General features: G+C 63.9%; 31 protein-coding genes. 13 read left to right on the forward strand and 18 right to left on the reverse strand.

Annotation, left to right across the window (positions count from 1 at the left end; genetic code table 11):
* Positions 1-26 precede the first annotated feature (26 nt).
* Complete coding sequence (locus ACP7B7_RS21855; RefSeq protein ID WP_426078057.1) at positions 27-503, reverse strand: winged helix-turn-helix transcriptional regulator; 477 nt, start codon at positions 501-503, stop codon at positions 27-29.
* 73 nt (positions 504-576) lie between these two features.
* Between ACP7B7_RS21855 and ACP7B7_RS21860 the strand changes: the two genes are divergently transcribed.
* The 5 genes from ACP7B7_RS21860 (at position 577) to ACP7B7_RS21880 (ending at position 3607) form a co-directional block, all read left to right on the forward strand.
* Positions 577-1149, forward strand: coding sequence for an FMN-dependent NADH-azoreductase (locus ACP7B7_RS21860; protein ID WP_426078058.1), 573 nt, complete (start codon positions 577-579; stop codon positions 1147-1149).
* A gap of 96 nt (positions 1150-1245) precedes the next feature.
* Entirely contained in the window at positions 1246-1533 is a 288-nt protein-coding gene (locus ACP7B7_RS21865; protein ID WP_308921485.1) for a putative quinol monooxygenase, read from the forward strand.
* 79 nt (positions 1534-1612) lie between these two features.
* A complete protein-coding gene (locus ACP7B7_RS21870) occupies positions 1613-2179 on the forward strand; it encodes a hypothetical protein (protein WP_426078059.1) in 567 nt (188 codons plus the stop codon).
* A complete protein-coding gene (locus ACP7B7_RS21875) occupies positions 2176-2889 on the forward strand; it encodes a hypothetical protein (RefSeq protein ID WP_426078060.1) in 714 nt (237 codons plus the stop codon). Before ACP7B7_RS21870 ends, ACP7B7_RS21875 begins: the two co-directional genes overlap by 4 nt.
* Before the next feature lie 82 nt (positions 2890-2971).
* Positions 2972-3607 (forward strand): M17 family peptidase N-terminal domain-containing protein, encoded by a 636-nt coding sequence (locus ACP7B7_RS21880; protein ID WP_426078061.1) that lies wholly within the window; start codon positions 2972-2974, stop codon positions 3605-3607.
* A gap of 131 nt (positions 3608-3738) precedes the next feature.
* On the opposite strand, the gene ACP7B7_RS21885 is transcribed toward ACP7B7_RS21880, so the two are convergent.
* The 7 genes from ACP7B7_RS21885 to ACP7B7_RS21915 form a co-directional block, all read right to left on the reverse strand.
* Positions 3739-4173: a hypothetical protein gene (locus ACP7B7_RS21885; RefSeq protein ID WP_308921489.1), complete on the reverse strand. Its 435-nt coding sequence runs from the start codon at positions 4171-4173 to the stop codon at positions 3739-3741.
* A 31-nt stretch (positions 4174-4204) separates the two neighbouring features.
* Positions 4205-4651 (reverse strand): Imm70 family immunity protein, encoded by a 447-nt coding sequence (locus tag ACP7B7_RS21890; RefSeq protein WP_308921490.1) that lies wholly within the window; start codon positions 4649-4651, stop codon positions 4205-4207.
* A gap of 2 nt (positions 4652-4653) precedes the next feature.
* A complete protein-coding gene (locus tag ACP7B7_RS21895) occupies positions 4654-7128 on the reverse strand; it encodes a penicillin-binding protein 1A (protein WP_426078062.1) in 2475 nt (824 codons plus the stop codon).
* Positions 7129-7219: 91 nt separating this feature from the next.
* A complete protein-coding gene (gene blaOXA / locus ACP7B7_RS21900) occupies positions 7220-8035 on the reverse strand; it encodes a class D beta-lactamase (RefSeq protein ID WP_426078063.1) in 816 nt (271 codons plus the stop codon).
* Between the two features lie 87 nt (positions 8036-8122).
* Positions 8123-8317 carry a hypothetical protein gene (locus tag ACP7B7_RS21905; RefSeq protein WP_426078064.1) on the reverse strand — a complete coding sequence of 65 codons (195 nt, stop codon included), beginning with the start codon at positions 8315-8317 and terminating at the stop codon, positions 8123-8125.
* A gap of 90 nt (positions 8318-8407) precedes the next feature.
* Entirely contained in the window at positions 8408-9070 is a 663-nt protein-coding gene (alkB, locus tag ACP7B7_RS21910) for a DNA oxidative demethylase AlkB (RefSeq protein WP_426078065.1), read from the reverse strand.
* Between the two features lie 191 nt (positions 9071-9261).
* Entirely contained in the window at positions 9262-9420 is a 159-nt protein-coding gene (locus tag ACP7B7_RS21915; protein ID WP_426078066.1) for a hypothetical protein, read from the reverse strand.
* On the opposite strand from ACP7B7_RS21915, the gene ACP7B7_RS21920 reads away from it, so the two are divergent.
* On the forward strand, positions 9397-9711 hold the full coding sequence (locus ACP7B7_RS21920) for a hypothetical protein (protein ID WP_426078067.1): 315 nt from the start codon (positions 9397-9399) through the stop codon (positions 9709-9711). The two genes, ACP7B7_RS21915 and ACP7B7_RS21920, sit on opposite strands and share 24 nt — an antisense overlap.
* Before the next feature lie 73 nt (positions 9712-9784).
* Positions 9785-10258, forward strand: a complete 474-nt coding sequence (locus ACP7B7_RS21925; RefSeq protein ID WP_426078068.1) for a heme-degrading domain-containing protein — start codon at positions 9785-9787, stop codon at positions 10256-10258.
* Here the strand turns inward: ACP7B7_RS21925 and ACP7B7_RS21930 are convergent, their stop codons facing one another.
* The 6 genes from ACP7B7_RS21930 to ACP7B7_RS21955 all read right to left on the reverse strand — a co-directional run bounded on the left by ACP7B7_RS21930 (position 10259) and on the right by ACP7B7_RS21955 (position 14302).
* Positions 10259-10699, reverse strand: a complete 441-nt coding sequence (locus tag ACP7B7_RS21930) for a hypothetical protein (protein WP_426078069.1) — start codon at positions 10697-10699, stop codon at positions 10259-10261.
* Between the two features lie 27 nt (positions 10700-10726).
* Complete coding sequence (locus tag ACP7B7_RS21935) at positions 10727-11398, reverse strand: hypothetical protein (protein ID WP_426078070.1); 672 nt, start codon at positions 11396-11398, stop codon at positions 10727-10729.
* A 90-nt stretch (positions 11399-11488) separates the two neighbouring features.
* Entirely contained in the window at positions 11489-11953 is a 465-nt protein-coding gene (locus ACP7B7_RS21940; protein WP_426078071.1) for a hypothetical protein, read from the reverse strand.
* Positions 11954-12074: 121 nt separating this feature from the next.
* Positions 12075-12794, reverse strand: coding sequence for a hypothetical protein (locus ACP7B7_RS21945; protein WP_426078072.1), 720 nt, complete (start codon positions 12792-12794; stop codon positions 12075-12077).
* 64 nt (positions 12795-12858) lie between these two features.
* Complete coding sequence (locus ACP7B7_RS21950; RefSeq protein WP_426078073.1) at positions 12859-13602, reverse strand: SDR family NAD(P)-dependent oxidoreductase; 744 nt, start codon at positions 13600-13602, stop codon at positions 12859-12861.
* Positions 13595-14302 (reverse strand): GntR family transcriptional regulator, encoded by a 708-nt coding sequence (locus ACP7B7_RS21955; protein WP_308921503.1) that lies wholly within the window; start codon positions 14300-14302, stop codon positions 13595-13597. The genes ACP7B7_RS21950 and ACP7B7_RS21955 overlap by 8 nt, the downstream gene beginning before the upstream one ends.
* Positions 14303-14406: 104 nt before the next feature.
* On the opposite strand from ACP7B7_RS21955, the gene ACP7B7_RS21960 reads away from it, so the two are divergent.
* Positions 14407-14850 carry an acyl-CoA thioesterase gene (locus tag ACP7B7_RS21960; RefSeq protein WP_426078074.1) on the forward strand — a complete coding sequence of 148 codons (444 nt, stop codon included), beginning with the start codon at positions 14407-14409 and terminating at the stop codon, positions 14848-14850.
* 111 nt (positions 14851-14961) lie between these two features.
* The gene (locus ACP7B7_RS21965; protein WP_426078075.1) at positions 14962-16326 is read left to right on the forward strand and encodes an amino acid permease; all 1365 of its coding nucleotides are present in this window, start codon (positions 14962-14964) and stop codon (positions 16324-16326) included.
* Between the two features lie 9 nt (positions 16327-16335).
* Here ACP7B7_RS21965 and ACP7B7_RS21970 read toward each other — a convergent pair whose 3' ends face one another.
* On the reverse strand, positions 16336-17217 hold the full coding sequence (locus ACP7B7_RS21970) for a LysR substrate-binding domain-containing protein (RefSeq protein WP_426078076.1): 882 nt from the start codon (positions 17215-17217) through the stop codon (positions 16336-16338).
* Positions 17218-17320: 103 nt separating this feature from the next.
* On the opposite strand from ACP7B7_RS21970, the gene ACP7B7_RS21975 reads away from it, so the two are divergent.
* A complete protein-coding gene (locus ACP7B7_RS21975) occupies positions 17321-18442 on the forward strand; it encodes an NADH:flavin oxidoreductase (RefSeq protein ID WP_426078077.1) in 1122 nt (373 codons plus the stop codon).
* A gap of 3 nt (positions 18443-18445) precedes the next feature.
* On the opposite strand, the gene ACP7B7_RS21980 is transcribed toward ACP7B7_RS21975, so the two are convergent.
* Entirely contained in the window at positions 18446-20023 is a 1578-nt protein-coding gene (locus tag ACP7B7_RS21980; RefSeq protein ID WP_426078078.1) for a hypothetical protein, read from the reverse strand.
* A 477-nt stretch (positions 20024-20500) separates the two neighbouring features.
* Here ACP7B7_RS21980 and ACP7B7_RS21985 point away from each other — a divergent pair, with 477 nt between their 5' ends.
* The 3 genes from ACP7B7_RS21985 to ACP7B7_RS21995 all read left to right on the forward strand — a co-directional run bounded on the left by ACP7B7_RS21985 (position 20501) and on the right by ACP7B7_RS21995 (position 22945).
* Positions 20501-21214: a phage tail protein gene (locus ACP7B7_RS21985; protein ID WP_308921507.1), complete on the forward strand. Its 714-nt coding sequence runs from the start codon at positions 20501-20503 to the stop codon at positions 21212-21214.
* 228 nt (positions 21215-21442) lie between these two features.
* The gene (locus ACP7B7_RS21990) at positions 21443-22126 is read left to right on the forward strand and encodes a phage tail protein (RefSeq protein WP_308921508.1); all 684 of its coding nucleotides are present in this window, start codon (positions 21443-21445) and stop codon (positions 22124-22126) included.
* Positions 22127-22231: 105 nt separating this feature from the next.
* On the forward strand, positions 22232-22945 hold the full coding sequence (locus ACP7B7_RS21995) for a phage tail protein (RefSeq protein ID WP_308921509.1): 714 nt from the start codon (positions 22232-22234) through the stop codon (positions 22943-22945).
* Positions 22946-22948: 3 nt separating this feature from the next.
* Here ACP7B7_RS21995 and ACP7B7_RS22000 read toward each other — a convergent pair whose 3' ends face one another.
* Together ACP7B7_RS22000 and ACP7B7_RS22005 are read right to left on the reverse strand one after the other, a co-directional pair.
* Positions 22949-23932, reverse strand: a complete 984-nt coding sequence (locus ACP7B7_RS22000) for a class I SAM-dependent methyltransferase (RefSeq protein WP_308921510.1) — start codon at positions 23930-23932, stop codon at positions 22949-22951.
* On the reverse strand, positions 23929-24240 hold the full coding sequence (locus tag ACP7B7_RS22005; RefSeq protein ID WP_308921511.1) for a DUF6916 family protein: 312 nt from the start codon (positions 24238-24240) through the stop codon (positions 23929-23931). Before ACP7B7_RS22005 ends, ACP7B7_RS22000 begins: the two co-directional genes overlap by 4 nt.
* Positions 24241-24243 lie beyond the last annotated feature (3 nt).

Below are 24243 nucleotides of genomic sequence, written 5' to 3' on the forward strand. Positions count from 1 at the left end.
CGGCGCGAACCGGATGCTGGCAATCCCTATGCAATCTCGCCCAGGCCAGCCTCATTTTTCGCGTCATATGCCAGCCGCGCCGCGTCGATCTGCGCGCGGTGGCCAAACGCCCACTGGCCCAGCGCGCTGATGGGGCCGAGCAGGGACCTGCCCAGGTCCGTCAGTGCATAGTCGACCCTTGGCGGCACCGTGGGAAACACGGTGCGCGTGACCAGGCCGTCGCGCTCCAGGCCGCGCAGGGTGAGGGTCAGCATGCGCTGTGAAATGCCGTTGATCAGCCGGCGCATTTCATTGAAACGCTTGGTGCCGTTGCCCAGCAAGATCACCACCAGCACGCTCCATTTGTCGCCCACGCGGGCCAGGATATCGGTCGCCGGCTGGCACGAGTGCGCCACGGCCGGGTAGCCGCCGTCCGTGCGCATGCGCTGTTCCAGTTCCAGGCCGCCGCCATCAGTCACATCCATGTGCCCGGGTATGGAAAAAGTGCCTTCTTGTGCGTTCAATTTTTTTTCATCACTATGAGCCTCAGGTACAAAATGATACCACCCTGAACCGACCAAACTTACAAGGCTCCACATGAATATCCTGCAGATCGATTCCAGCATCCTCGGCGACCATTCCACCACGCGCCAGCTGACGGCCGCCATCGCCGCCCGCCTGCAAGCGGCCGCGCCCGGCGCGCAAGTCACTTACCGCGATCTGGCCGCCGCACCGCTGCCGCAATTTACGGCGGCGCCCGGCGCCATGGACGCCGCCGCGCTGTCCGTTGCGTTAGAGCAGGTACTGGCCGCCGACGTGATCGTGATCGGCGCGCCGCTGTACAACTTCAGCGTCCCTTCGCAACTGAAATCGTGGCTGGACGCGCTGGCCGTGCCGGGCAAGACGTTCCAGTATGGCGCCAGCGGCCCGGAAGGCCTGCTGGGCGCCAAGCGCGTGATCATCGCCTCGGCACGCGGCGGCATCTATACGCCCGGCACGCCGATGGCCAGCCTGGACCACCAGGAAAACTACCTGAAAAGCTTCTTCGGCTTCCTGGGCGTCAACCAGCTGGAAATCGTGCGCGCCGAAGGCCTGAAGGTCAGCGACGAGGTGCGCGCGCAGGCGATGGCCTCGGCGTTCGAACAGATCGCACAGCTGCAGGCGGCATAGGACCGGCATAACGGCGGGCGAGATTGCCGTGGGGGCTGGGCAGAAAGGAGCAAGATGCGCTAAGCTCTTGAGCCCACCCCCATCACAAGGAACACCATGACCCTGATCGTCGTCGCCACCATCGATGCCCAAGCCGACCATATCGCCGCCGTGCGCGCCGCGCTGGAAGCGGTCGTGCCGCCCAGCCGCGCGGAGACCACCTGCCTGCGCTACGAGCTGCACTTGGACAATAAAATCCCCACGCGCTTTATCATGCTGGAAGAATGGGCCGACGAAGCCGCCTTGCGCGCGCATGAAGCGACGCCCCATTTCAAGACACTGGTGGGCGCCGTGGGCGACAAGGTCGTCAATATCAACGTGGCGGAACTGAGCAAGCTGGCGTAAGCCAGGCGCCGGCTTCAATCGCGCGCGCCTGTTGAAAGGTTGCCATATACAATGTGGCAACTTTTTCTACTGGCCTGCCATGACCCATCTTTCCATCCTGCGCTCCACCACCGCACTTGCCGCCCTGATGTTCAGCCTGGGCACCTCCGCGCAAGCCCCGATGCCCAATCTGGTGGGCGACTACAATCTGGCCTCGTCGACCACCGTGCCGGCCAGCACCTGGGGTTACTCCAAGGGACGCATTGCGATCAAGCAGCTTGATGACAAGCATTTGCTGATCGTGCTGTCGTGCGAATGGAAGCGCGAACCGAAAGCCGTCTGCGGCGATTATTTCTACGCCCAGTGGCGCGACGACGGCCTGTACCTGCAGGACATGAATACCTTCGCCATGCGCCTGTACTTCGATGCCGCCTCGCGCAAGCTGACCATTATTTCGCGCGGCGCCGACGCCAAGGCCAGCGTGCGCCACGACGTGTTCGCCGCCACCACCGCGCCGCTGACCGACACGGCCCTGGTGCGGCGCATGAAACGCGAAGTATCGAATGCCGAGAGCAAGGAAAACCGCCGCGTCTTTGGTCCCTACAACAAATGGGATTACAAGGAGAACCGCATCGAATTCCAGCAGCAAGCCGCCGTGAAACCATGATGCGGCGCCAGCTGCTGCGCCTGGCTGGCACGCTGCTGTGCTCGCCCGTTCTGGTACGGGCTGCCGAAACGGGATTGACCGGCCCCGTGCGCCAGCGCATCCTGGCCACCATCGAGCAAGCCGCGCCGAAAGTACTCAACGTGCAGCACCTGGCCCTGATACGGCGTTTCAATATCGCCTGGTCGCCGGTGGAAAGCGGCGCACCGATGCTGAACCCGGAGCAGCCGCTGGGCGACGGCGACACCCTGGCGCTGGCGATGCGGATTACCGCCAGCAAGGATGCCGCGCTGGCGGCGCAGCGTTTGATGGAAGCGGCGCAACTGCTGCCTCATTTCATGCAGATGGCGAAACTGAAACCGGGCAACTACGCGCTGGACCAGGCAAGCTTTGCGTTTACCGAACGCCATCAGCTGCTGCTGCGCCGCCAATCGTGGCGCTCGCTGGAAATGCTGGGCCTGGGTGCCGAAGACTATCTGGGCGAAGGCTATTGGCCCACGCCGGCGGTCGACGGCAAGCGCCCGTATGGGGACTTCACGAATTATCCTGTTGAAATGGCGCAGGCGCTGGGCTTGCCGGTGCGCAAGCAGCTTGACGGCACGCTGAGGGTCACGCCCGCGCTCGACAAGGAACTCGAAGCGCTGCACGAACAGACCATGCCGGCCATGCAGGTGTTCGTGCGGCATGCGGGCCTGATGCGCAATAGCATCTAGCCCCGCCTGCCTTCTGGCAGGTGTGCGGGACATGGCAAGCAGCTAAGATGGCCATCTCATCTTTACGCAAGGAAGCACCGCCATGACGACCTTTCAAGCCGCCAAGCCCCCCACGCGCCACCCGATCGGCATTGCCCACGGCGTCACCTTCGACGTGGTGGCCTGGGGTCCGGCCATGGCCGAGGTCGACCTGAGCGTCGCCTGCATGTTCGAGCACGAAGTTGGCGGCGCGCCCATCGCCGGCGGCCTGCTGGCGCTGGACCAGGCGCTGGGCGGCCAGCTGACGCGGCTGCGCGCCACCGGCGCCTTTCGCGCACAGCCGATGGAAACCCTGCTGATCACCACGCCGCCTGCCGGCATGGCGCCACGCGCGGTGCTGGTCATCGGCTTGGGCGACCCCGGCCAATTGACGTCCGACCTGCTGCGCCGCGCCACCCGCGTGGCCATGCGCGAGGCGATCCGCCACGGCGCGTTGTCGATGGCTTTCGCGCCCAGCGTGCTCGACGCCGGGCACGCCGACAATGCCGCGCTGGACATGCCCGAAGTCATGCTGGACGGCATGTTGGGCGCGCTGGCCGGCGAATTTCTGCTGGCCGAAACGGGCCTGGCGGGCGAGCCGCTGCTGCGGCATTGCACCTTTGACGTCGGCGCGCCGCGCGTCGAGTCCGCGGCCCTGGCGTTTGCGGCGGCGTTTGCCAAGCTGCATGATGCCGAATAGAAAATTTGACAAGGGCACGCCGATGGACCGCCAGGCCTGCCGGCGGATTGGCATATATCATTATGCCAGGCCATCATTTGCTTCTCACGCAACATCATCGACTCAGTGTCGAAAACCTGATGGCCCTTTTTTCACAGGCGATCCATGCTGAAAAAATAATACTCCCACTGCCGGCCAGCACACTGCTTCAAGAACGTTTCCACCTGTGGCTCAGGCCACCTTCTTTCCAATAACATTCGCCGGAGTTTCTCCTTGTTCTTTGCGGTCGCAAGATACACGCGGTATGACCTGCCTACTTCCAGGCCATCAAGATAGCCGAATGTGACGGCGGCGCCGCCAATCGCGCCCTTCGATACCTTGTTGATCCTGGCTTCATAGGCGACGCCGCAGTTCACGTCCGCATTGTTGGAGGGGTGGCGTGCCATGATTTCGAGGTCGATAACGAGATCGGCGCGTGCCTGGGATACGGCCTTGCCTGGCGCGATCACGGAACGTGCCGTGGCTTGCGAAGCACACAATGCGCCCGCCAGCAACAACCCTGACAAAGCACGGCTGAATTTTTTCATGGGAATTTCCGCCTGCGTAAAATGGCCGTGCTCAGCTCACGTAATAAAACGGCGCCATGCCTTCAAGCGCGATGATCTCCAGCACCCCGCCACCGTCCTTCAGTGCCGTCACGCAGGCGAGCATCTCGTCAAGCAGGTTCCGGCTGGCATTGGTGGTGTGGTAATCGGCCATCGAGGTGGTCCTGGGCGCGACGGCATCGCCCCATGGCGGCTGCCGGGACAGGTCATTGAAATCCCAGATGAGCTCGGCGGGCGCCAGGGTGGCCAGGCCAGCCCGGATCTGGCGCAGTTCCAGCAGGGCGGTATCGGCGTCCGGCGCATCGAGCCGGCCTTGATACAATTTGATCATGATCAGCGGAAAGCGCGCTCCCCACTCGCCGCCTTCCAGCCGCACCGCCACCGTCGACAGCAGGGAGTGCAGCACCACATTGATGCCGATCTCGGTGATGACCGCGCCATGACGAAAGGCGATGGTCATGCTCAGCCTTGCGGTGCCGGTAACGGCGACGGGGCAGGAGCGGGGATCGGGACCGGAGCAGGAGCCGGAATTGGGACGGGTGACTCCTGCGGCACGGCGCGGCCATTCGATTCCTGCCCGCCATCGCCTTCCGTCGGCATGGCCAACGGCGCCGGTGGCGCGCCCGCCTGCTCCATGTCGCCGCCCTCTTCCATCGGCTCGTTTTCCGGCTCCATCGCTTCGATGCGGCGCGCTGGCGGCGGAGGCTTGCCGCCAGCGAAGATGGCGTCACGCGCCAGCTTGCCCGTGTCGAGCGCCGTCTTGAAGAAGTCGCCCACCACCAGCACGGCATTGTGGCCGCCCTGGCCCCAGTAATTGCTGCGCATGGTGACGCGCGCGTCGTTGAAGCCGACCCAGGCGCCGCCCACCAGTTGCGGGTGCATCATGATGAACCAGCCGTCGGCATTGTTCTGCGTGGTACCGCTCTTGCCGGCCACGTCGGAGCGGATGCCGAAACGGTTGCGGATGGCCGTGCCCGTGCCACGGTCGATCACGCCGCGCATCATGTCGGTCAGGGTATCGGCCGATTCGAGCTTCATGGCCTGCACCGGTTTGTCTTCGCCGAAACGCGCGATCAGCTTGCCGTCGCGGTCGGTAATATGCGTGACCACATACGGCTTGCGCGCCTGGCCCTGGGCCGCGATGCTGGCGTAGGCGTTGACCATTTCCAGCAAGGTGACGGGGCTGGTGCCCAGCGCCAGCGACGGCACCGAGGCCAGCTTGCTGTCACGCACGCCGAGCGCGCGCGCCAGCTTGATAATCGGCGGCAAGCCGACGTCCTGCATGACCTGCGCCGTGATCGTGTTCTTGGAATACACCAGGCCTTCGCGCATGGTCATCTCGCGCCCGGTGCTGCCGCTCATGTCGGTCGGGCGCCATTTGGTGCCGTCGGCCGCCTTGATGTCCATCACTGCGTCACGGTAGATGTGCTCCGGGCTCAAGCCTTTTTCCAGCGCCGCGCCATACACGATGGGCTTGAAGGTGGAACCGGGCTGGCGCGCGGCCTGCGCCACGTGGTCGAACTGCTCGCGCGCAAAGTCGCGGCTGCCGACCCAGGCGCGCAAGGCGCCGGTGGCCGGGTCCATCGCCACGAAACCGGCCTGCAGCCGCGTCTTCGACTTGCGCAAGGCGGAAATAAAGGCGCGGTCGCCCTTCAGTTGCGCCACCGCGTCGTCCGCCGTGCCGCCGGCCGCCACCAGCTTGCGGTACTCGCTCGACTCCCTGACAAAGGCGTCGACCAGGGCCGGATGCGATTTCCAGAAATAATCGAACGGCACGCTACCCGATTGCATCGAGGCATACATGCCGGTCGAGGTCGAGGACGGCACGCCGGCGCGGCTCCATTCCACGTCGGCAATCGCCTGCAAGGCATTGGCTTGCCGTTCGACGGCGCGCTCGGCCGCCTGCTGCAGGTCGCTGTCGAGCGTGGTGTGCACCACCAGGCCGTCCAGTTCCAGGTTGTAGTCGTTTTCGTCGGCCCAGTCGATCAGCCATTTGCGCACATAGGCCGTGAAATGGCTGTCGGTTTGCGCGCGTTCGCTCTGGCGCTCGAAGTGCAGGCGCAGCGGACGCTTGATCAGCTGCCTGTAGCGCTTCTCGTCGATCACCTCGTGCTTGCGCATCTGGCCCAGCACCACGTTGCGGCGCTGCAGCGAGCGCTCCGGATTGCCGACCGGATTGTAGTAATTCGTGCCCTTGAGCATGCCGACCAGGGTCGCGCTTTCCAGGATATCGAGGCGCGCGGCCGGCTTGTCGAAATACGTGCGCGCCGCCATTTCGATGCCGAAGGTGTTGTACAGGAAAGGCACCGTGTTCAGGTAGGCTTCGAGGATTTCCGTCTTGCTGTAGGTGGCCTCGATTTTCAGGGCCGTGACCAGTTCCTTGAGCTTGCGGTTCAGGCTGCGCGAGCGCCCTATTTCCGACGGAAACATATTGCGCGCCAGCTGCTGGGTGATGGTCGAGCCGCCTTGCGGGTCGCCGGAGAGGCTGTGGACGATGGCGCCGGCCAGGCGCTTGAAATCGACGCCGTGGTGCGCATAAAAACGGTGGTCTTCGGTGGCGATCAGGGCGCTGACCACATTCGGCGAGATCTGTTGCAAGGTCACCCGTTCCTGCAGGCCCTGGTCGAAGCGGGCCAGTTCCTCGCCGCCGGCCGCCACCATGGTGCTCGGCGCGGCCGTGCGCGCCTGGCGCAGGTCGTGGATGCTGGGCGTGAGCGGTATCAGCAGCAGCAGGTAGGCCACCAGCAGCGCCAGCACGGCCAGGAAGGACCACAGGGCCATCACCAGCGCGCGCCGCCCGGGCGGCAAGCTCATCAGGTGAGCGTGGCCACGCCGGTACAGGGCCACCAGGCGGGCTCCACCATGCCGGCCAAGCCTGGCGGCACTATCCTTGCCGCGCGCCGTCCATTGCCTTGCCTTAGCCCTTAACTGCTCCATGCTTGCCCCACTCCTTGCCTGTTGCCGGATGATCCGTTTCGGCAAGTATATAGGGCGCAGGCCTGGCTTGGCGGAACACAGCAGACGAAATTTACTGCTGCGCCTGCTCCAGCAGGGCTGGCAACTCTTTCAACATGGCCTCGCGCGTGCGCAGGCCAGCTGATTGCTGGCCCGCTTGTTCATCCTGCACCAGCCGCGCAAACACGAACGTGCGTTCCCCCTTGCTGGCCCAGCCGACAAACCAGCCATGGCCATGGGCTTCGTCAAAGCTGCCGTCGCTCCTGCGCGGAAAGGCCGCGCCGGTCTTGCCATGCAACTGCCAGCCGCCGGGCAAGTCGGCCAGGCGCGTCAGGCTGGCGGTCTGGTCCATGGCCTGGCGGCTGACGGGCAACTGATGGTTGACCAGCTTGCGCAAAAAGCCCAGCTGCTCCAGCGGCGAAATTTTCAGCGAGGAACTGATCCAGGAACGCTCCAGACTATTGTCCTTGCCGGGATCGCCCGACACGTCCGCATTGCCATAGCCCAGCGAGCGCGTGTACTTCTGAAAGCGCGCCGCACCGAGTCCCTGCGTGATCTGCTGCGAATACCAGACCACGGAATACTGCATCCAGCGCGCCGGATCGGTCTCCTGGCGCCAGGCGTCGCCGCCCCAGTCCACATAGCCCTGCCGGTATGGCAGGCGCGGCGCATGCTGGTCCTTGAGAAAGCCGGCGTCGTAGCCCATCAGGCTGAGCGCGATCTTGAAGGTCGACGCTGGCGTGACCCGGTCGATGCAATTGCCTTCCTGCAGCAGCACCGTGCCGGACGCGGCGTCGGCGATGGCGGTGCAGATGGTGGCGGCCTGGGCCGCCGGGGAGATGCTGAAAGCCAGCGGTAAAAGTACTGTCAGGGCAGAGCGAAATTTCATGGGCCTCCGGGATGCGTGCAGATGGCAAAGCGAAATTGTACTCACCTGCGGCTGGTCTTGCCAGAGCCCCGCGCTTTGCCGCACACCCTAGTCGCGCTCTTCTTTCCGCTCCACCGGCATGCGCCCCGGTTTCATGCGCTCTTCCTCGAGTTCGCCCATGCCCATTTTTTCCTCGTCAAGCAAATCATGTTCCCGCCGCTCGCGCTCCACGTCCGCTTCCACTGTGTCTTCCACCTCATCCATATCGTCCAGCCTTGGCTCGCCATGCTTGTGCGCCATCATGCATCTCCTTGGTTTGAATGCAAATCAGTGTAGACGGAATTGGAATAATTGCCGGGTTTTTCTGGCCGGTAAAGCGCGCGAGCTCCGTGCTCAAGCTGCCTTGCGAAAGGTCAGGTTGATGCGCTGCGCACCGAGCAGCTCATGCTGCCCATCCTTCAAGGGCGCCACGCCGTGGTAGCGCAGGCGGTCCTCGCCGCCCCACACCACCACGTCGCCATGCACCAGCACGATGCGCGCGGCGCGGTCGGCGCGCAGCGCGCCGCCGAACAGAAACGTGGCGGGCAGGCCCAGCGAAACGGAGACGATGGGCGCCGTGAAGTCGCACTCATCCTTGTCCTGGTGCAGCGCCATACGCGCGCCCGGCACATAGCGGTTGACCAGGCAGGCGTCGGGCATGAAACCGGCGTAACCGGCGGCCTCGGCCGCATCCCGCGCCAGTTGCAGGAACACCGGCGGCATGGCCGGCCACGGCGCGCTGCCGGCCGGATCTTGTCGCACATAGCGGTAGCCGCGCGTATCGGTCACCCAGCCCAGCTGGCCGCAATTGCTCATCGCCACCGACATGCGCAAGCCGCCCGGCGTGGCCATATGGCGCAGCGGCGCCGCCTGCACGATGGCATCCAGGGCAGGCAGCAATTGCCCGACCCTGGGCAAGGCAAAGCCGCGCAGCAGGACGGAGGCGGTGCTGCCAGGCACCAGTGGCGCGGGGCCGATGGCGGCGAAATCGTCGTCGGCAAACAGGGACAGGTTCATGCCCTATTCTAGCGCGCCGTGAAAAAAGGCGTGGCGTACCGGTGTCGCGGTGCGGCTCAGTCCTCGCCCACCGTGCTGGTCGCGCCCGCACGTGACAGTTCAGCCAAAAACCATTGCGGCGTCATCAGGTGTTCAGGGAAATAAAGACCTGCAGCCGCAGCCGGACGGCCTTCCAGACCGAGCGGCGTCGATCACGCCAGCATCGCACCGAGGCCGATCAGCGCCGCCTGCCCTTTTGCAAACTCGATGGTCGAGCGGCGCAGCTTGCTGACGCCAGCTGCCTCGCCTTCGATCTCCAGGATCAGCTCGGTGGCCAGGTCGTTGAGGTGCTTGCCACCGCCTATATCCATTGCTCAGCTGATACCAGCGCGGAATGGCATGCGATCGGCGCCGCGCTTGCCGGCAGCGAAGAGATGGGGCTGGTGCATCAGGGATTGATTGACGGCTATGTCCGGTTGTTCGTATCGGTGCTTGCGCCGCACAGCGCCCTGTCCTCCGAGGTGCTGGAAAGGCGCTGCGTGGGGTTGGTCGGCGCTGGCGAGGCGCTGTCATCGGCCATGGTACGCGGCAATTGCAGCGAATCGGAAGCGGCGGCGACCTTGGCTGCGCTGATCAAAAATGGCGTGTCCGCCTGCGTGTGAAAAAGACGCACAACCAGGAAGACGTTGCGCTAAAGTAGCGCCATTAACCATCTTGCCCCCTTATTTCACACCTATGGATCATTACGCCGATTTGCTCAACACCCTGGCACAGCAGGAAGAAACCCTGCAGTTCGACCGCTTCGACAATGACACCGCACTGGCCGTCGGCCTGTGGATCGTCGAGGAAGTGCGCAAGCTTGGCCGCGCCGTCACCGTCAATATCACGCGCAATGGCCAGGTGCTGTTCCATTACGCCATGAGCGGCGCCACCGCCGACCAGGCCGACTGGATACGGCGCAAGAACAACACGGTGCAGCGCTTTGCGCGCAGTTCCTACGCGATGGGTATTTCGTACAAAAACAAGGGTGCGACGTTCGAAGAGGTCGCCTACCTCGACACCCTCGAATATGCGGGCCACGGCGGCGCCTTCCCGTTGATCATCCGCGGCGTGGGCATGGTCGGCACCATCACCGTGTCAGGGCTGGCGCAGGCGGATGACCATGCGCTGGTGGTGGCGGCGCTGCAGGCGCAGCTGGATGCGCACTGATCAGGATGCCGGAGCGGTGCGCGCCAGTGCGGCCAATGCCTTGATGGCGCGCTGTGCGCGCCACAGCATCGAGCCGCTCAGCAAGGCGATGGCCGAAAGGAACAAGAAGATCACGATGGCCATGGCATTGTCCAAGGATGTAATCACGCTGCTGCCAAGAACTCCGCAGACCAGCAACTGAAGCACATGATTGGCTCTTGGCGGCGACACCAGCTCGCCAGTCGTATGATTGAACCAGCCCTGCAGCGAGCTCCAGTCCCCTTCCTTCTCCAGAATCGCAGTTACTTGCATGCCAGCCTCGATCGCCGGCTTGCCTGGCAGCTCCAGCCCGTAATACCGCTTGTTGCCGGAAGCAAAGCCAAACTCCGTCCTGGGGCCAGGATTGCCCCAGCGGTAGGCGACGCTGAAGACGCGGTCTATGGTGACCGTCACTGGGTACAAGACAGGCCTCGGTCGAATTGAAAGTGGCTACTGCTCATCCAGGCAGCGCTTGCAAGCGCTTTCAGTATAGCGGCTGCGACAGGCGTTCTCGTTCGGGTGCTGCTTTTCGATCTCGCGCCAGTTGCGGCACGATGCTTCCGACAGCGCCTCGATGGCGGGAATCTGCTGCGCCACCGTGCGCCCCTGGTTGACGCTCAGGCGGGCGCCGTCCAGGTCGCTGCGCAGCTCCAGTCCACCGTCGCTCGATTTCAGGGCCAGTACACCGGTACCGCTTTCGCCGGGACCGGCAATCAGGCTGGCTACCATATGGTATTTCGAATCCAGCGACAGCATGGCGTTGTCGTGGTCGAAAGTGACATAGCCGCCACGTTCGTAGCCATCCTTGTCGTAGATCATGAAACCGGCTGCCTCGCCGCCACGCTTGGCGACGCGGCCGCCAAACATCACGGCATCGGGCATGTCGCCGCTCATGCGTGCGCGCACCACGCCATTCTTGTCGACAATGGTGATGTCGTTGGCACGGATGGTGCCGAACACGCCATTTTTCAAGGCGATGCCGGCCGTCGCCGTGCCCACCGCCGCCACCAGCAAGGCGCCCGCCCACAGCAGGTTCTGCCGTTTGATGACCTTGTGCAGGCGCCGATTTTCCTGTTCACAAGCAGCGACGCGCGCCGCCAGTCCGTCCATACCGTAATCCATGTGTCCCTCGAAGAGTGAGCAAAATTCAGGACGAAAATTTTAACATTCTTGCTCAAAGGAAAAATCACACATTCTCACGGCAAGATCAAACTACTTTCTGGTGGACAGCGCCACGATCGCCACGCCGGCCGCCACGATCAGCGCATCCTCGATCAGCCCGCTACGGGTCTGGCCGATGCGCGCCATCGCCTCCTTGCGGCCGGCCAGGGTCAGGTAGGCCAGCGGCACGGCGGTGGCGACCGCGACGGCCGCGCCCGTCTTTTCGCGTCCCTCGGGCGCCAGCGCCGCACCGGCGATGCCGGCGCTCAGCACGCGCGCCAGCAGGCCCAGGAACACGGTGCGGTCCGGCGCCGTCTTCATCTTGTCGCCATACAGTTCGGCCGCGCCCATCACCAGCGCGCCGGCCTTGAACACGGGACGGTCGAGCAGGACAAGCTGGCCGGTGGTATGGCGCCCGGCCAGGCGGGCGGCGGCGATGGTGGCCATCGGCGTCATCGAGCGCGCGCTGGCGACGGCGCCGATCAGGATCGAGGAAAGCAGGCTGCGAATATTCATCTGGTTGACTCCTGTACAGGTGGAGATACACGAACCGGAACCGCCGGAAGCGGCCTCGTCGTACAAGATTGTTATTGTAGCCAGCCCTTGTTTTAGTGTCGCCCACTACGCCAGCCTGGTCTTAGTGTGCAGCTCGCATCGCCCTGCTCATGGCGTTATGGTCCCAGTCGAGGCTGACCAAGGCAACGCCGTGGCCGGTATCTGCCACCAGCCCCAATATGCCGGTGTTCGTGTCGGGAGAAGGAAAATAGCTGACGCTGCGGATGGGCTGGCGCGAGCGCAGCAGTTCGACCGGCTCGCTGAAGCCCTCCGCTTGCCGAACGAACGCTGCAACAAACCAGGTCTCGCCGGTTTGCCATACGCCGACGCGAAGGACCTGTTTGTCGTCCTGCTTGCTGGAAAAGTCGACATTGGCGGCCATGATGAAACGGGCCTGGCTGATCTGCGGGTGGTCGCTGGCCGCAGGCCCACCCCAGCCATTGGTCAAACCGGTGGTACCAGGGTTATAGGTCAGGTGGCCGTCCAGCTGGACGGTGAAGACGGCGTCATCGTTGAACACGAGCTGGCTCATGCTAAATGCCTGGACCTCATTCGCGCAAGGCCCTTCGAGCAAGGTGACGCGAGCAGTAAGGAATTTTTTCTGCTGGTTGGCGGCGAGAGTGATCGACAGGTCCTGCAAGGACTGCCGCGTTTCCACCAGCTTCAACCCGCTTGCACGTTCGGCGGTGGCAGCGCAATCGACGGACTTTGCGGCCGCCTGCGATTGCGCGAGGGCCGGACAGCAGGCAAGAGACAATATGACGGCTGCCGCCGACAGGGCCCAAATGTAATTATTCTTCATTGAAGCACTACCCGTATGCATATGATGTCACCCAGTCTACGGGAGCAATTGCATTCCTGGCAAGCTAGATCCGCTGCCCGCCATCGATCGGAATCTCGGCACCGGTAATATACGAGGCACGCTCGCTGCACAGGAATTCCACCAGGTCGGCCACTTCGGCCGTGGTGCCCAGCCGGCGCAGCGGGATCTGTGTGTCGACGATGTGCGAGGTGCCGGGCGATAAAATGGCCGTATCGATTTCGCCGGGCGCGATGGCGTTCACGCGCACGTTCATCGGCGCCATGTCGTTGGCCATTTCGCGCGTCAGCGACGCCAGCGCCGCCTTGGAACTGGCATAGGCCGAGCCGGCGAACGGATGCACGCGGTAACCGGCGATCGAACACAGGTTGACCACCGAGCCGTGCGCGTTGGACAATTCCTGGGCAAAGCCGCGCGTCAGCGCCAGCGGCGCAAAGAAATTGGTGTTGTACATCGCCTGCCAGGTTTGCATGTCGGTGGTCAGCGAATTGACGCGGGCGCCGCCCGGCCCTTTCGGCGACACGCCCGCATTATTGACCAGTGCGTGCAGCTTGCCATCGACCAGCATCGGGCGCAGCATGTCGACCATCTGGCCGATCTGGCTCAGGTCAGACAAATCCATGCAAAAATGCGTATTGTGTTCCTGGCTGCGCGGGCAGCCGAGCGGGATCGGGCTGCGCGACACCGTGATCACGCGCCAGCCCAGGCTGCGGAAACGCTCGGCGACGGCGTGGCCGATGCCACGGCTGGCACCCGTGACGATGGCGGTTTTCTGTTCGTTGTCAGTCATTTTCTTCCTTTTCCGGTTCAGGTTCTGCGGCGGCCTGCTCCATCTGCCGCACATAGGCCAGCAATTGCGCGCCGCCGTCCAGGATGTCGCGCGCCATCGCCTGCCGGGCCGCCTCGCCATCGCGCGCCCGCAGGGCGTCGAGGATGGCGCGGTGATGCCCGACGCGCATGGTGGGCGTAAAGGCCGCGTAGCCGGCGGCGATCAGCGGCGCGGTCTGCATCCACAGATGGCCGACAAAGCGTGTCAAGGTCGGCATGCCGGACGCCTGCGCCAGCCCCAGGTGGAAGGCCTGGTTGCACTGCAGGGCGCCGGCCAGGTCCTGGCGCGCGATCGCTTCTTCGTTGTCCAGCAGCAGTTGTTCCAGTTGCGCCAGGGTCGCGGCGTCGATCCGCCGTGCCGCCATCGCCGCGCCCAGCCCTTCCAGTTCCACCCGCAGGGCGCGGATTTCCAGGTAGCGCGCCTCGCTCAGCATCGGCACGCGAAAGTCGCGCGGCGAGCGCAGCACCAAGGCTTCTTCCTGCACCAGCTGCAGCATGGCGTCGCGCACGGGCGTCACGCTGGTGCCCAGTTGCAGCGCCAGTTCGCGGATGCGCAGGCGCTCATTCGGGCGGAAACGCCCCGCCGCCAGCGCCTCGCGCAGCCGCGCATGGACGGATTTTCCCAGGTTGGAGTGCGACAGATGATCGAGTTGATAGGCCATGAAGGTTCTCTCAATTTATGATGCATCATACATCAAGATGAAAAATCGTGATTGCGACCCGTGCCGGACAGTACAATCGCTGATCGCCACCCTGAAGGACGCCAGTGAACTGGGATTATCCGCAGCCGCACATCGTGCCCGTCACGCCGCAAGCCGGCGATATCGACGGCTTGCAGCACACCAATAACGCCGTGTACGTGCGCTGGTGCGAACACGCCGCCTGGCACCATTCGAAAGCGCTGGGACTGGACCTGGAGGACTACCGCCGTCTCGACCGGGCCATGGCGATCCGCCGTGGCGAATACGATTATCTGCTGCCCACGCGGGAAGGCGAAGCCTTGCGCCTGGGCACCTGGCTGTGCGCCAGCGATGGACGTTCCAGCATGGAACGGCGCTTCCAGCTGATCCGCGACAGCGACGGCGCCACCGTGGTGCGCGGGCGCTGGGAACTGGTATGCATTGAACTCGGTAGTGGCCGCGCGCGCCGTTTGCCGGCCGAGTTCCTGGCCGTCTACGAGCCGGCCATCGTCGCCAGCAGGTCCGCCTGAACCTGGTGCGGCTTGCCACCCCGCAATGCAACATGTTTTTCCCTGCTGTTCATGCGTTTCATGCATTAGAATCACTGGCCTTGCCCACCCATGAAAACAGGATAAAACAAGATGACGGCAGTCGGTAATACGGAAGCGACAGAACTCAAGCGCGGGCTGAAAAGCCGCCATATCCAGCTGATCGCCCTGGGCGGCGCGATCGGCACCGGCCTGTTCCTGGGCATCGCGCAAACCATCAAGATGGCGGGGCCGTCCGTGCTGCTCGGCTACGGCATCGCCGGCGTGATCGCCTTCCTGATCATGCGCCAGCTGGGCGAGATGGTGGTCGATGAACCGGTGGCCGGCTCCTTCAGCTACTTTGCCGACAAATACTGCGGCCACCTGCCCGGCTTTCTGTCGGGCTGGAATTACTGGGTGCTGTATGTGCTGGTCAGCATGGCCGAACTGACGGCCGTCGGCATCTATGTGCAGTACTGGTGGCCGGGCGTGCCGACCTGGGTCTCGGCGCTGGTGTTCTTTTGCGTGATCAATGCCATCAGCCTGTTGAACGTCAAGGCCTTCGGCGAGATGGAATTCTGGTTCGCGCTGATCAAGGTGGTGGCCATTATCGGCATGATCGTCTTCGGCGCCTACCTGCTGGCGTCCGGCGACGCCGGACCGCAGGCGTCGGTGGCCAATCTGTGGCAGCACGGCGGCTTTTTCCCGAACGGCTGGCAAGGGCTGGTCATGGCGATGGCCGTGATCATGTTCTCGTTTGGCGGGCTGGAGCTGGTCGGCATCACGGCGGCCGAAGCGGACGATCCCAGCACCACCATTCCGCGCGCCACCAACCAGGCCATCTACCGCATCCTGATCTTTTATATCGGCGCGCTGGGCATTTTGCTGTCGCTGTACCCGTGGCAGAACGTGGTTACCGGCGGCAGCCCGTTCGTGCTGATCTTCCACGCACTCGACAGCAACCTGGTGGCCACCGCCCTGAACGTGGTGGTGCTGACGGCCGCGCTGTCCGTCTATAACAGCGGCGTCTACTGCAACACGCGCATGCTGTTCGGCCTGGCGAAACAGGGCAATGCGCCGCGCGCGCTGCTGCACCTGAACCGCCGCGGCGTGCCGCTGGTGGCGCTGGGCGTGTCGGCGCTGGCCACCGGCATCTGCGTGGTGGTCAATTATTTCATGCCGGGCGAAGCGTTCGAAGTGCTGATGGGGCTGGTGGTGTCGGCCCTGATCATCAACTGGGCCATGATCAGCTGGATCCATCTGCGCTTTCGCGCGCAAAAGAAAATCGAAGGCAAGACCACCCTGTTCCGGAGCCTGGGCTACCCGTTCACCAACTACCTGTGCCTGGCGTTTTTGGCCGGCATCCTGGTGATCATGTTCCTGACCCCGGGCCTGCGCATTTCCGTGTACCTGATTCCCGTCTGGCTCGGGGCGCTGGGCATCGGTTACTGGATACGGCAAAGCAAGGCCAGGGCCTGATACCTGGCCCTACAGCAAACCCGCCAATGCCTCCTCCAGCGCCGCCAGGAACAGCTTGACGCGTGCAGGGACATGGCGGCGGGTCGGCATGACCGCCCAGATTGACAGTTGTTCCATCGCGGCATCATCCAAGGCCACGGCAGTCAAGCTGCCGTCGGCTAGCTGGCGGTACACATCCCAGTAGGTCAGCATGGCCAGCCCCGCCCCCTGCAGCGCAGCGGCGCGGGCAGCCTCGACGCTGCTCGTAGTGACGCGCGCGCTGACGCGCACTCGCTGCAGCGTGCCATCCACCATCAACGGCCACAGCGGCACAGCCTGCAGCACGATGCAATCGTGCCGCAGCAGTTCGGCCAGTGTCGCTGGCTGGCTGTGCCGCGCCAGGTAAGCCGGTGCCGCACAGATCAGGCGCGGATTACCGGTGATTCTTTTCGCCACCAGCTCCGAGTCAAGCAGCGGCGCCACGCGCAAGGCCAAGTCGAAACCCTGGCCCACGATATCGACCAGGCGGTCGGAGACATCGAGATCGACCCGCAGCGCAGGATGCTGCGCGAGCAGGCGTGACAACACCGGCAGCACGATGGCCTGGCGGAAGACGCTTGGGGCCGTAATGCGCAACAGGCCTGACGCTTGCGCCGGTGTAGGCCGCAGGGCATGGCGCGCGTTATCCTCGGTTTCCACCAGGGTCATCGCATGGGGCAAGAAAGCGGTTCCCTCGTCTGTCAGCGCGACGGCGCGCGTGGTACGGTGAAACAGCCGCGCGCCCAGCTCGGCTTCCAGCGCGGCAATCCGGCGCGACACGTGCATCGGACCCGTCTCGCACTGCCGGGCAGCGGCCGACAGGCTGCCGGCATTGGCGACGGCCAGGAACAATCGTACATCCTGCATCTGCATTTTTATATCCAAATATGATAAGCCGGCTTCCCACCGCGCGGGCTATCTTGCGGCCAAAGACAAAGCTACGATGGTCTTTTTCCAGCCCACAACGAGCAAAAACATGAACCAGAATATGCAGCGTATTTTATCCACATTCGATATGAAAGGCGCGAAGATACGCAACCGCCTTGCACTTGCCCCGATGACGCGCGTGTCGGCCAGCGCCGATGGCTCGTCAACTGCCGCCATGGCAAAGTATTACGCCAGATTTGCGCGTGGCGGCTTTGGTCTGGTGATGACGGAAGGCTTGTACACGGACCATGCCTGGTCGCAGGGCTACACCGGCCAGCCCGGCATGGCTGACGATAGCCAGGCGCGTTCGTGGACCGCCACCAATGATGAGCTACACCGGCACGGCGCCCTCGTCTTTGCCCAGCTGATGCATGCGGGCGCTCTCAGCCAGGCCAATCCGTTTTACCCAGGCACGATCGCGCCGTCGCCGGTGCGCCCGCAAGGAAAACAGATGGCCTTCTATCATGGCGACGGCCCGTATGCCCTGCCGGCGGAAATGACGGCCGAGCAAATCGCGCTGGCGATCACCAGCTTCGCGGCGGCGGCAGGCCGTGCCGTGCGCATCGCTGGCTTCGACGGGATTGAAATCCACGCAGCCAATGGCTACCTGCTCGACCAGTTCCTGGGCGCGCATACCAATCTGCGCGGCGACCGCTGGGGTGGTGATGTGCATGGCCGCTTGCGACTGACGCTGGAAATACTAACAATGGTCAAACGCGAGGTAGGCAGCACGGTGCCGGTGGGCGTGCGCATTTCGCAAGGCAAGGTCAATGATTTCACACACAAGTGGCCAGGCGGCACGGCCGATGCCGAGGCCATCTTCGGCGCACTGGCCAAGGCCGGCGCAGACTTTATTCACGTCACGGAATTCGAGGCGTGGCAACCGGCGTTCGACGGCGACCAGGACAGCCTGATCGCATTGGCCCGCCGCCATGCGCCGGGCGTCGCCATCCTCGCCAACGGCAATCTGCACGATGCGGCGCGCGCACGCGAAGCGCTGGCGCAAGGCGCTGACATGGTCGCCGTCGGCCGCGGCGCACTGGCCAATCCCGACCTGCCGCAGCGGTGGCGCGATGGCGTGGCGCAGCACCCGTTCGACGGGGCTCTGCTATCGCCGATCGCGCACATCAAGGAAAGCGAACTGGCGTTCGGCGCATCGTCCCGGGAGTAGTGTTTATCGGCCCGCGTCGGCCCGCAGGAACACCTCGTCGTTCAGTTCACGCAACATCTGCGTGCGCTGCTGTGCCTTTTGTTCCAGGTTCAGCTGCGTCTGGCCCGCCTGGTACGGCGCCAGGCTGGCCACCAGGTCGCGCGTCAGAGAATGGACGCTCGGATTGGTCAGATCCGACTTCAGCTTGCCCATTTCGTAGCGCTGCACGCGCGTGGACTGGCTGGACGACTGTTCGAGCGTGGCCTTGGCCAGCTTGCCGTCCCGGTAAGATATATTGGCCTCGCTGCGGGCGCTGTCGTCGATCTGGTGGTAGCTATAGTTCTGCGACTCGGCGGCGGTGGTCAAACGCAGCGAGGTGCCGGCCACCAGCGGCATATGGAAGCTGGCGCTCAGGCTGGAGGTCTGCTTCTGCGATATCGCGCGGTCATCGATACTGCGCCCGGCGATGCTGGTGCTCTGCCCCACTTCGTAGTGGAACGCATCCTGCTCGGACAGGCGCATCGGATTCTCCATCTTCGGCGTTTGCGATACGGACGCCGAAAAATCGGCCAGGCCCGTCAGCATGGCCTGGTCTTGCGCGGCCAGCTGCCATTTGCCGGGCGTGGCGCCGCCCAGGCTCAGCTGCGCTGCATCGCCGACAGTGGTGTGCAAGGCGCTGAAGGTCTCCTTGAACAAACTCATCAAGGCACCGTCGGCATGGCCACGCGTGGCCGCCTGGTCGAACTGGCTCATGTAGCTTTTCATGGCGCGTGCCTGCTGTTCTGGTCCGCCCAGGCTGGCCGCCTGGCTGGCGTCAACTTTTACGTCCAGGCTGCCGGCCGCGCCGCTGAACGCGACCTTGCGCTGGGTGGCGTCCGCCTGGAACGACAAGGTCTGCACGCTGGGCGGCTGGGTATCGAGACCCACCCTGGCGCGCAGGTCGAGCGAGGCCAGCTGCTTCGCATCGAACTGCATCAGGCCCGCCAGCTTGAGCTGGGGCGGGTCCTGCGCCATGCCGTCGATCGCTTCCTGGAAGGCTTTCGACAACTGGCCCAGCGCCCGCGTTTCAGCGTCAGTCAATTCGCCGCTGGCCGTCATCTGCACGGCCAGGGCATCGCCATCGCTGTCGAGCGACAGTCTCACTTGGACCCCGCTGTTGGTGGTGATGCCCAGGCTGAACTTGTCGTCGCCCATGCCGTGCAAGGCGCCCGAGACGCCAGTGGCGATGCCGGCGTAGGTAGCGGCCTGCGCGCCGTTTGGTGCACGCTGCGCCGTTTGCGACAACTGCGTCACGCCGCCCTTCAACTGGTCGAGCAGGGCGGCACCGAGGCCGCTGAAGCGCCCCGCGCTGGAACCGGCCGCGAAGTTTTTCGCCATCAGCTCGCTGACCTGGTCGCGTGAGGCGCGTTCCCACTGCAGCGGCGCCGCAACGGCCTGGGCAAGGCCCTGGGCAGCGGCGGCGCCGAGCGCAATAATGGTGGAAGACGTGCCGGAAGACGTGGAGACTGGCAAGGAAGAAGCCTCCTCGCGGCTGGCGGGGGGCGTGGCGGTACTGCGCAGGGTGCTGGCATTCCAGCTTGCGATGGAGGAAACAGAAGTCATGGCCGTCATAATGGGTGCATGGATAAAACTGACAAGCTTCAGTTTTTGACAATGATTTACCGCCAGGCAGGCACGCGCATGCAAAGCAGTCACAGCTATAACGACCGGCCACGCCAAAACATGAGTCCCGTTCGCGTGCCATTTTATTATTATCCCCGGTTTTGCACAAGCGCCGGCGATCGATTCGGTTGCATGTTTTTCAATAATAATATGGCAGCGATAATTAATAGATATTTTTAAAATTTTGAATTAATATATCCACTCCATGCCGCGCCGGCTTAATCGGCAGCGAGACAGCCGTATTCCATATCCGAAAGGAAGAACATGCAAGCCTATGCCGCCAGCATAATCCATGCGGACTTTTCTTTTCAGCTTACGGCAGGCTGATCCTTGCATGCAGAAGCTTCAACATCCCCCCCCCAGCGGCGTGGTCGCGCCGCCTGTCTTTTCATTCCCGTCAATTGAAAGAGTACACGCATGGATCCGATTTTAGGTAGTGTCATCTTGTGTCCCTACACCTTTGCACCGCAAGGCTGGATGTTCTGCAATGGCCAGACCCTCAATATTCAAACCAATGCCGCGCTGTACGCACTGCTCGGCATACAGTTTGGCGGCAATGGCCAGACCACCTTCAACCTGCCCGACTTGCGCGGACGCATCCCGGTGGCGGTCAACAACACCGTCGCGCCCGACCGTATCGTTACCGCCCCCGTCAATGCGCAGGGCCAACCGACCAGGCCAGGCGTGGTGGGCGACACCCTGGGCGCCAATGTGCGCCTGGTCAGCACCGGCGGCATCAGCTTCGCGCTGACGGTCAACAATCTGCCGGCACACACCCACGCCGCTACCGTGTCGAGCGGTTCGTCGACAGTCGACGTGACCCTGACCGCCTCGCTCGATGAAGCCACCGACCCCGCGCCGACGGCCGGCGGCTACCTGGCCACCGCCGCATCGTCCAGCGCTGCTGTCACCAATATGTACCTGCCGGCGCTGGGCAGCAACGGCAGCGTAACCCTGGCCAAGGCAAGCGGACAAGTCAGCTTCAACCCGACCGTCACCAACGCCAGCACCGGCAGCGGCGTACCGGTCGCCGCGCCCATCACGCTGACGGCGCAAAACGCGCCAACGCCGCCCTTCCTGGCCATGCAGTACATCATCGCCGTGGAGGGAGTTTTCCCGCAACGCAACTGATAACGGGGCGCATGCGGCGTCGGCCATATGATTATTATCGTTTATATTTTTACGATGTGGCGGTATATTGTCTTTTTAAAAATAACACCGTAGTGCAAATTCGGCCTCATGTTTTTAAAACCGACTTAATATGCCCAGGCTGGATGCGTTTCATCCGGACCAGCCTGGCGGTCCCGGCGACATAATATTGAAGTTCTCATTTGAAAGGCAGCAAACATGGATGCATTTATGGGTACCATTCTTGGCGTAGGCTTTGCTTTTCCACCACGCGGCTGGATGACATGCAATGGCCAGCTGCTGAACGTTAATAACAACGCGGCCCTGTTTGCATTGCTCGGCACGCAATATGGCGGCGACGGCATCAACACCTTCGGCTTGCCCGATTTGCGCGGCCGCGTCGCCGTGGGCCAGAATCAGGCCGGCATGGCGAGCCGCATTCCGGGCGGCAATGGCGCCGCCGGCGGCACCGTGTCCAGCACGTTCGTCGCGCCAGGCACCGGCTCCGCCACCGCCACCCTGACCGTCGCCAACCTGCCGGCCCACAACCATTCCGCGACGTTTACGGCCGGTAGCGGTGGCGCGCCCATCACCGTCGACATCAATGTCAGCACCACCGATGCCACGTCAGCGGCACCGCTGAACAGCGGCTACCTGGCCGCCGGCGCCAGCGATGGCAGCAGCCCGCCGTTCCTGTATGCCGAAGGCGGCACGCTGACCAAGCTCAATGCCGCCACGGCGACCGTGTCCGGCGGCGGCGGCAGCGGCACCGTCACGGTTGGCAATACCGGCGGCGGCGCCCCCGTGGTGGCAGCGGTCACCACCACCACCAACGGTAGCGTGCCCACCGTGCCGCCGTTCCAGACGATACAGTACATCATCTGCATCAACGGCATTTTCCCTAGCCGCAACTAAACCCCTGTGGCACGATTCGGGGCGCACAAGGCGCGCCCCGGTTCGCAGCGCTCGCAGCTGTTTCACCTACCCATCTGACCTACTCCTCACTTCACCAGAGACAATATGGATCCACTTATCGGCACCATCATGCTGGCGGCATTCCCTTTCGCACCGAAGGGCTGGATGTTTTGCAATGGCCAGATACTCAACATCAGCACCAACAACGTGCTGTACGCGCTGCTGGGCGTGCAATTCGGCGGCGACGGCAAGACCACCTTCGCCCTGCCCGACTTGCGTGGCCGCATTCCGGTGGCGCTGAACAACACGGTCGCGCCTGACCGCATCGTCACCGCGCCGGTCAATAGTGCAGGCGCACCGACGCGGGCGGCGCAAAATGGCGACACGCTGGGCGCCAACGTGCGGCTGGCCAGCACCGGCGCAGCCAACATCACGCTGACGGTCAACAATATGCCGGCACACACCCACGCGGCCACCGTGTCGAGCGGCTCGTCGACGGTCGACGTTACCTTGAAGGCGGCCCTGGACGAGGCCACCGACCCCGCGCCAACGGCCGGCGGCTACCTGGCCACCGCCGCATCGTCAAGCGCTGCGGTCACCAATATGTACCTGCCTGCACTGGGCACCAACGGCAGCGTCACCCTGGCCAAGGCCAGCGGACAGGTCAGCTTCAACCCGGCCGTCACCAACGCCATCACCGGCAGCGGCACGCCGATCATCGCGCCGGTCACGCTGACGGCGCAGAGCGCGCCGACGCCGCCCTTCCTGGCGATGAATTACCTGATCGCCGTCGAAGGCATCTTCCCGATGCGCAATTAAGCATCAGCGCAATACCTCGCACGCCAGGCCCGGCGTGCTGCCCAGCTGATAGGAAAAAGCCAGCGTTTCCGATCCCGTCAGTTGCGGCTTGCCCGGCAGGTGCAGCGGCAAGTTCAGGCTGCAGTCATAATCGTGCAGCACGATCTGGCCATGCACCTGGATGCGCGTCAGCAGTTTCGGCGCGCGCGCCAGCTGCGCCGGCAGGCGGATGCTGGCGGCCGGCAGGGAACCGCCCTGCTGTCCTTGCCACGCCAGGATACTGGCGGCATTCACTTCAAAGATGCGGCCCCAGTCGGCGCACGGCTCGTCCATGGCGCGTCCCGGCTGGCCCAGATGCACCGCGATGGCGGCAGGCACCAGTGCCGCCTGCGGCGCCTGTACGAACAGATTGCGCATGATGGCCACCTGCGGTTCCTTGCCCAGTGCCGTATTCATGGTCTCGCTGACGATCACGTCCGGCATCGCATCGGGCGCGATGCGCCAGGTCGCGGCGTCGGCGCAGACGAATGCCGCCACGTGCGCGCCATAACCGAGCTCTTCGATCAGCGCGCGCGCATAGTCGAGCGCTTCCTGGTGCACCTCGAGGATGGTGAACTGTACCTGCAAGGGCGAAAAAATCGCCATTAGCGGCAGGGCCAGCAAGGCAAACGGGCCGCAGCCCGCATACAGCACCGATACCGGCCGCTGCGGCGTGGACGCGGCGTGGATGGCCGCCGCCAGGCCCTGGATGAAGGCGGCGCTGCGCAGCGGTTCGCGCGCGCACAGCGCCGCTTGCACCGGTGAAATCGCCCAACCGCTGGGCAAGGTGCTTTCACCCTCGGTCATGCGGTCCGAGCCCGCCATCGACAGCTGCGAGTGGCGCTCGACAAAGGCGCGCAGCTGTCCGGTTTCGCCGATCAGCGAGGCCAGCGGACGCGCCGGATCGGCGATGGCGCGGGCGATCTGCGCCAGCTCCGCCTGCTCGGCGGCGCGATCAACGCCGCTCACGACAGCGATACCTGGTAGCACTGCTTGCCGATCTCGCTGGGTCTGGCCGGCAACGGCGCCGAGATCGGCCACAAGTACAGCTCCAGCCGGCCCAGCTGTTCGTGATCGAGGGTGTAATTGCCGTCTGACAGTACCAGTTCGGCCGGGCCCGCGAAGATCATGCTCAGCGGCGTACGGAACTGCTCCGGCAAGCCGCGCCGCGGCAGTTCCTTCGCTTCGGTCAGGATCAAGGGAAGCACGCCGGCGGCGGTATGGGCCATGAAGACGCTGTCGACCAGAGGAGCGACCAGTTCAAGAGTGATGTTCATAGG

Source organism: Janthinobacterium sp. PSPC3-1 (assembly GCF_049896105.1).
GTDB lineage: Bacteria > Pseudomonadota > Gammaproteobacteria > Burkholderiales > Burkholderiaceae_D > Janthinobacterium.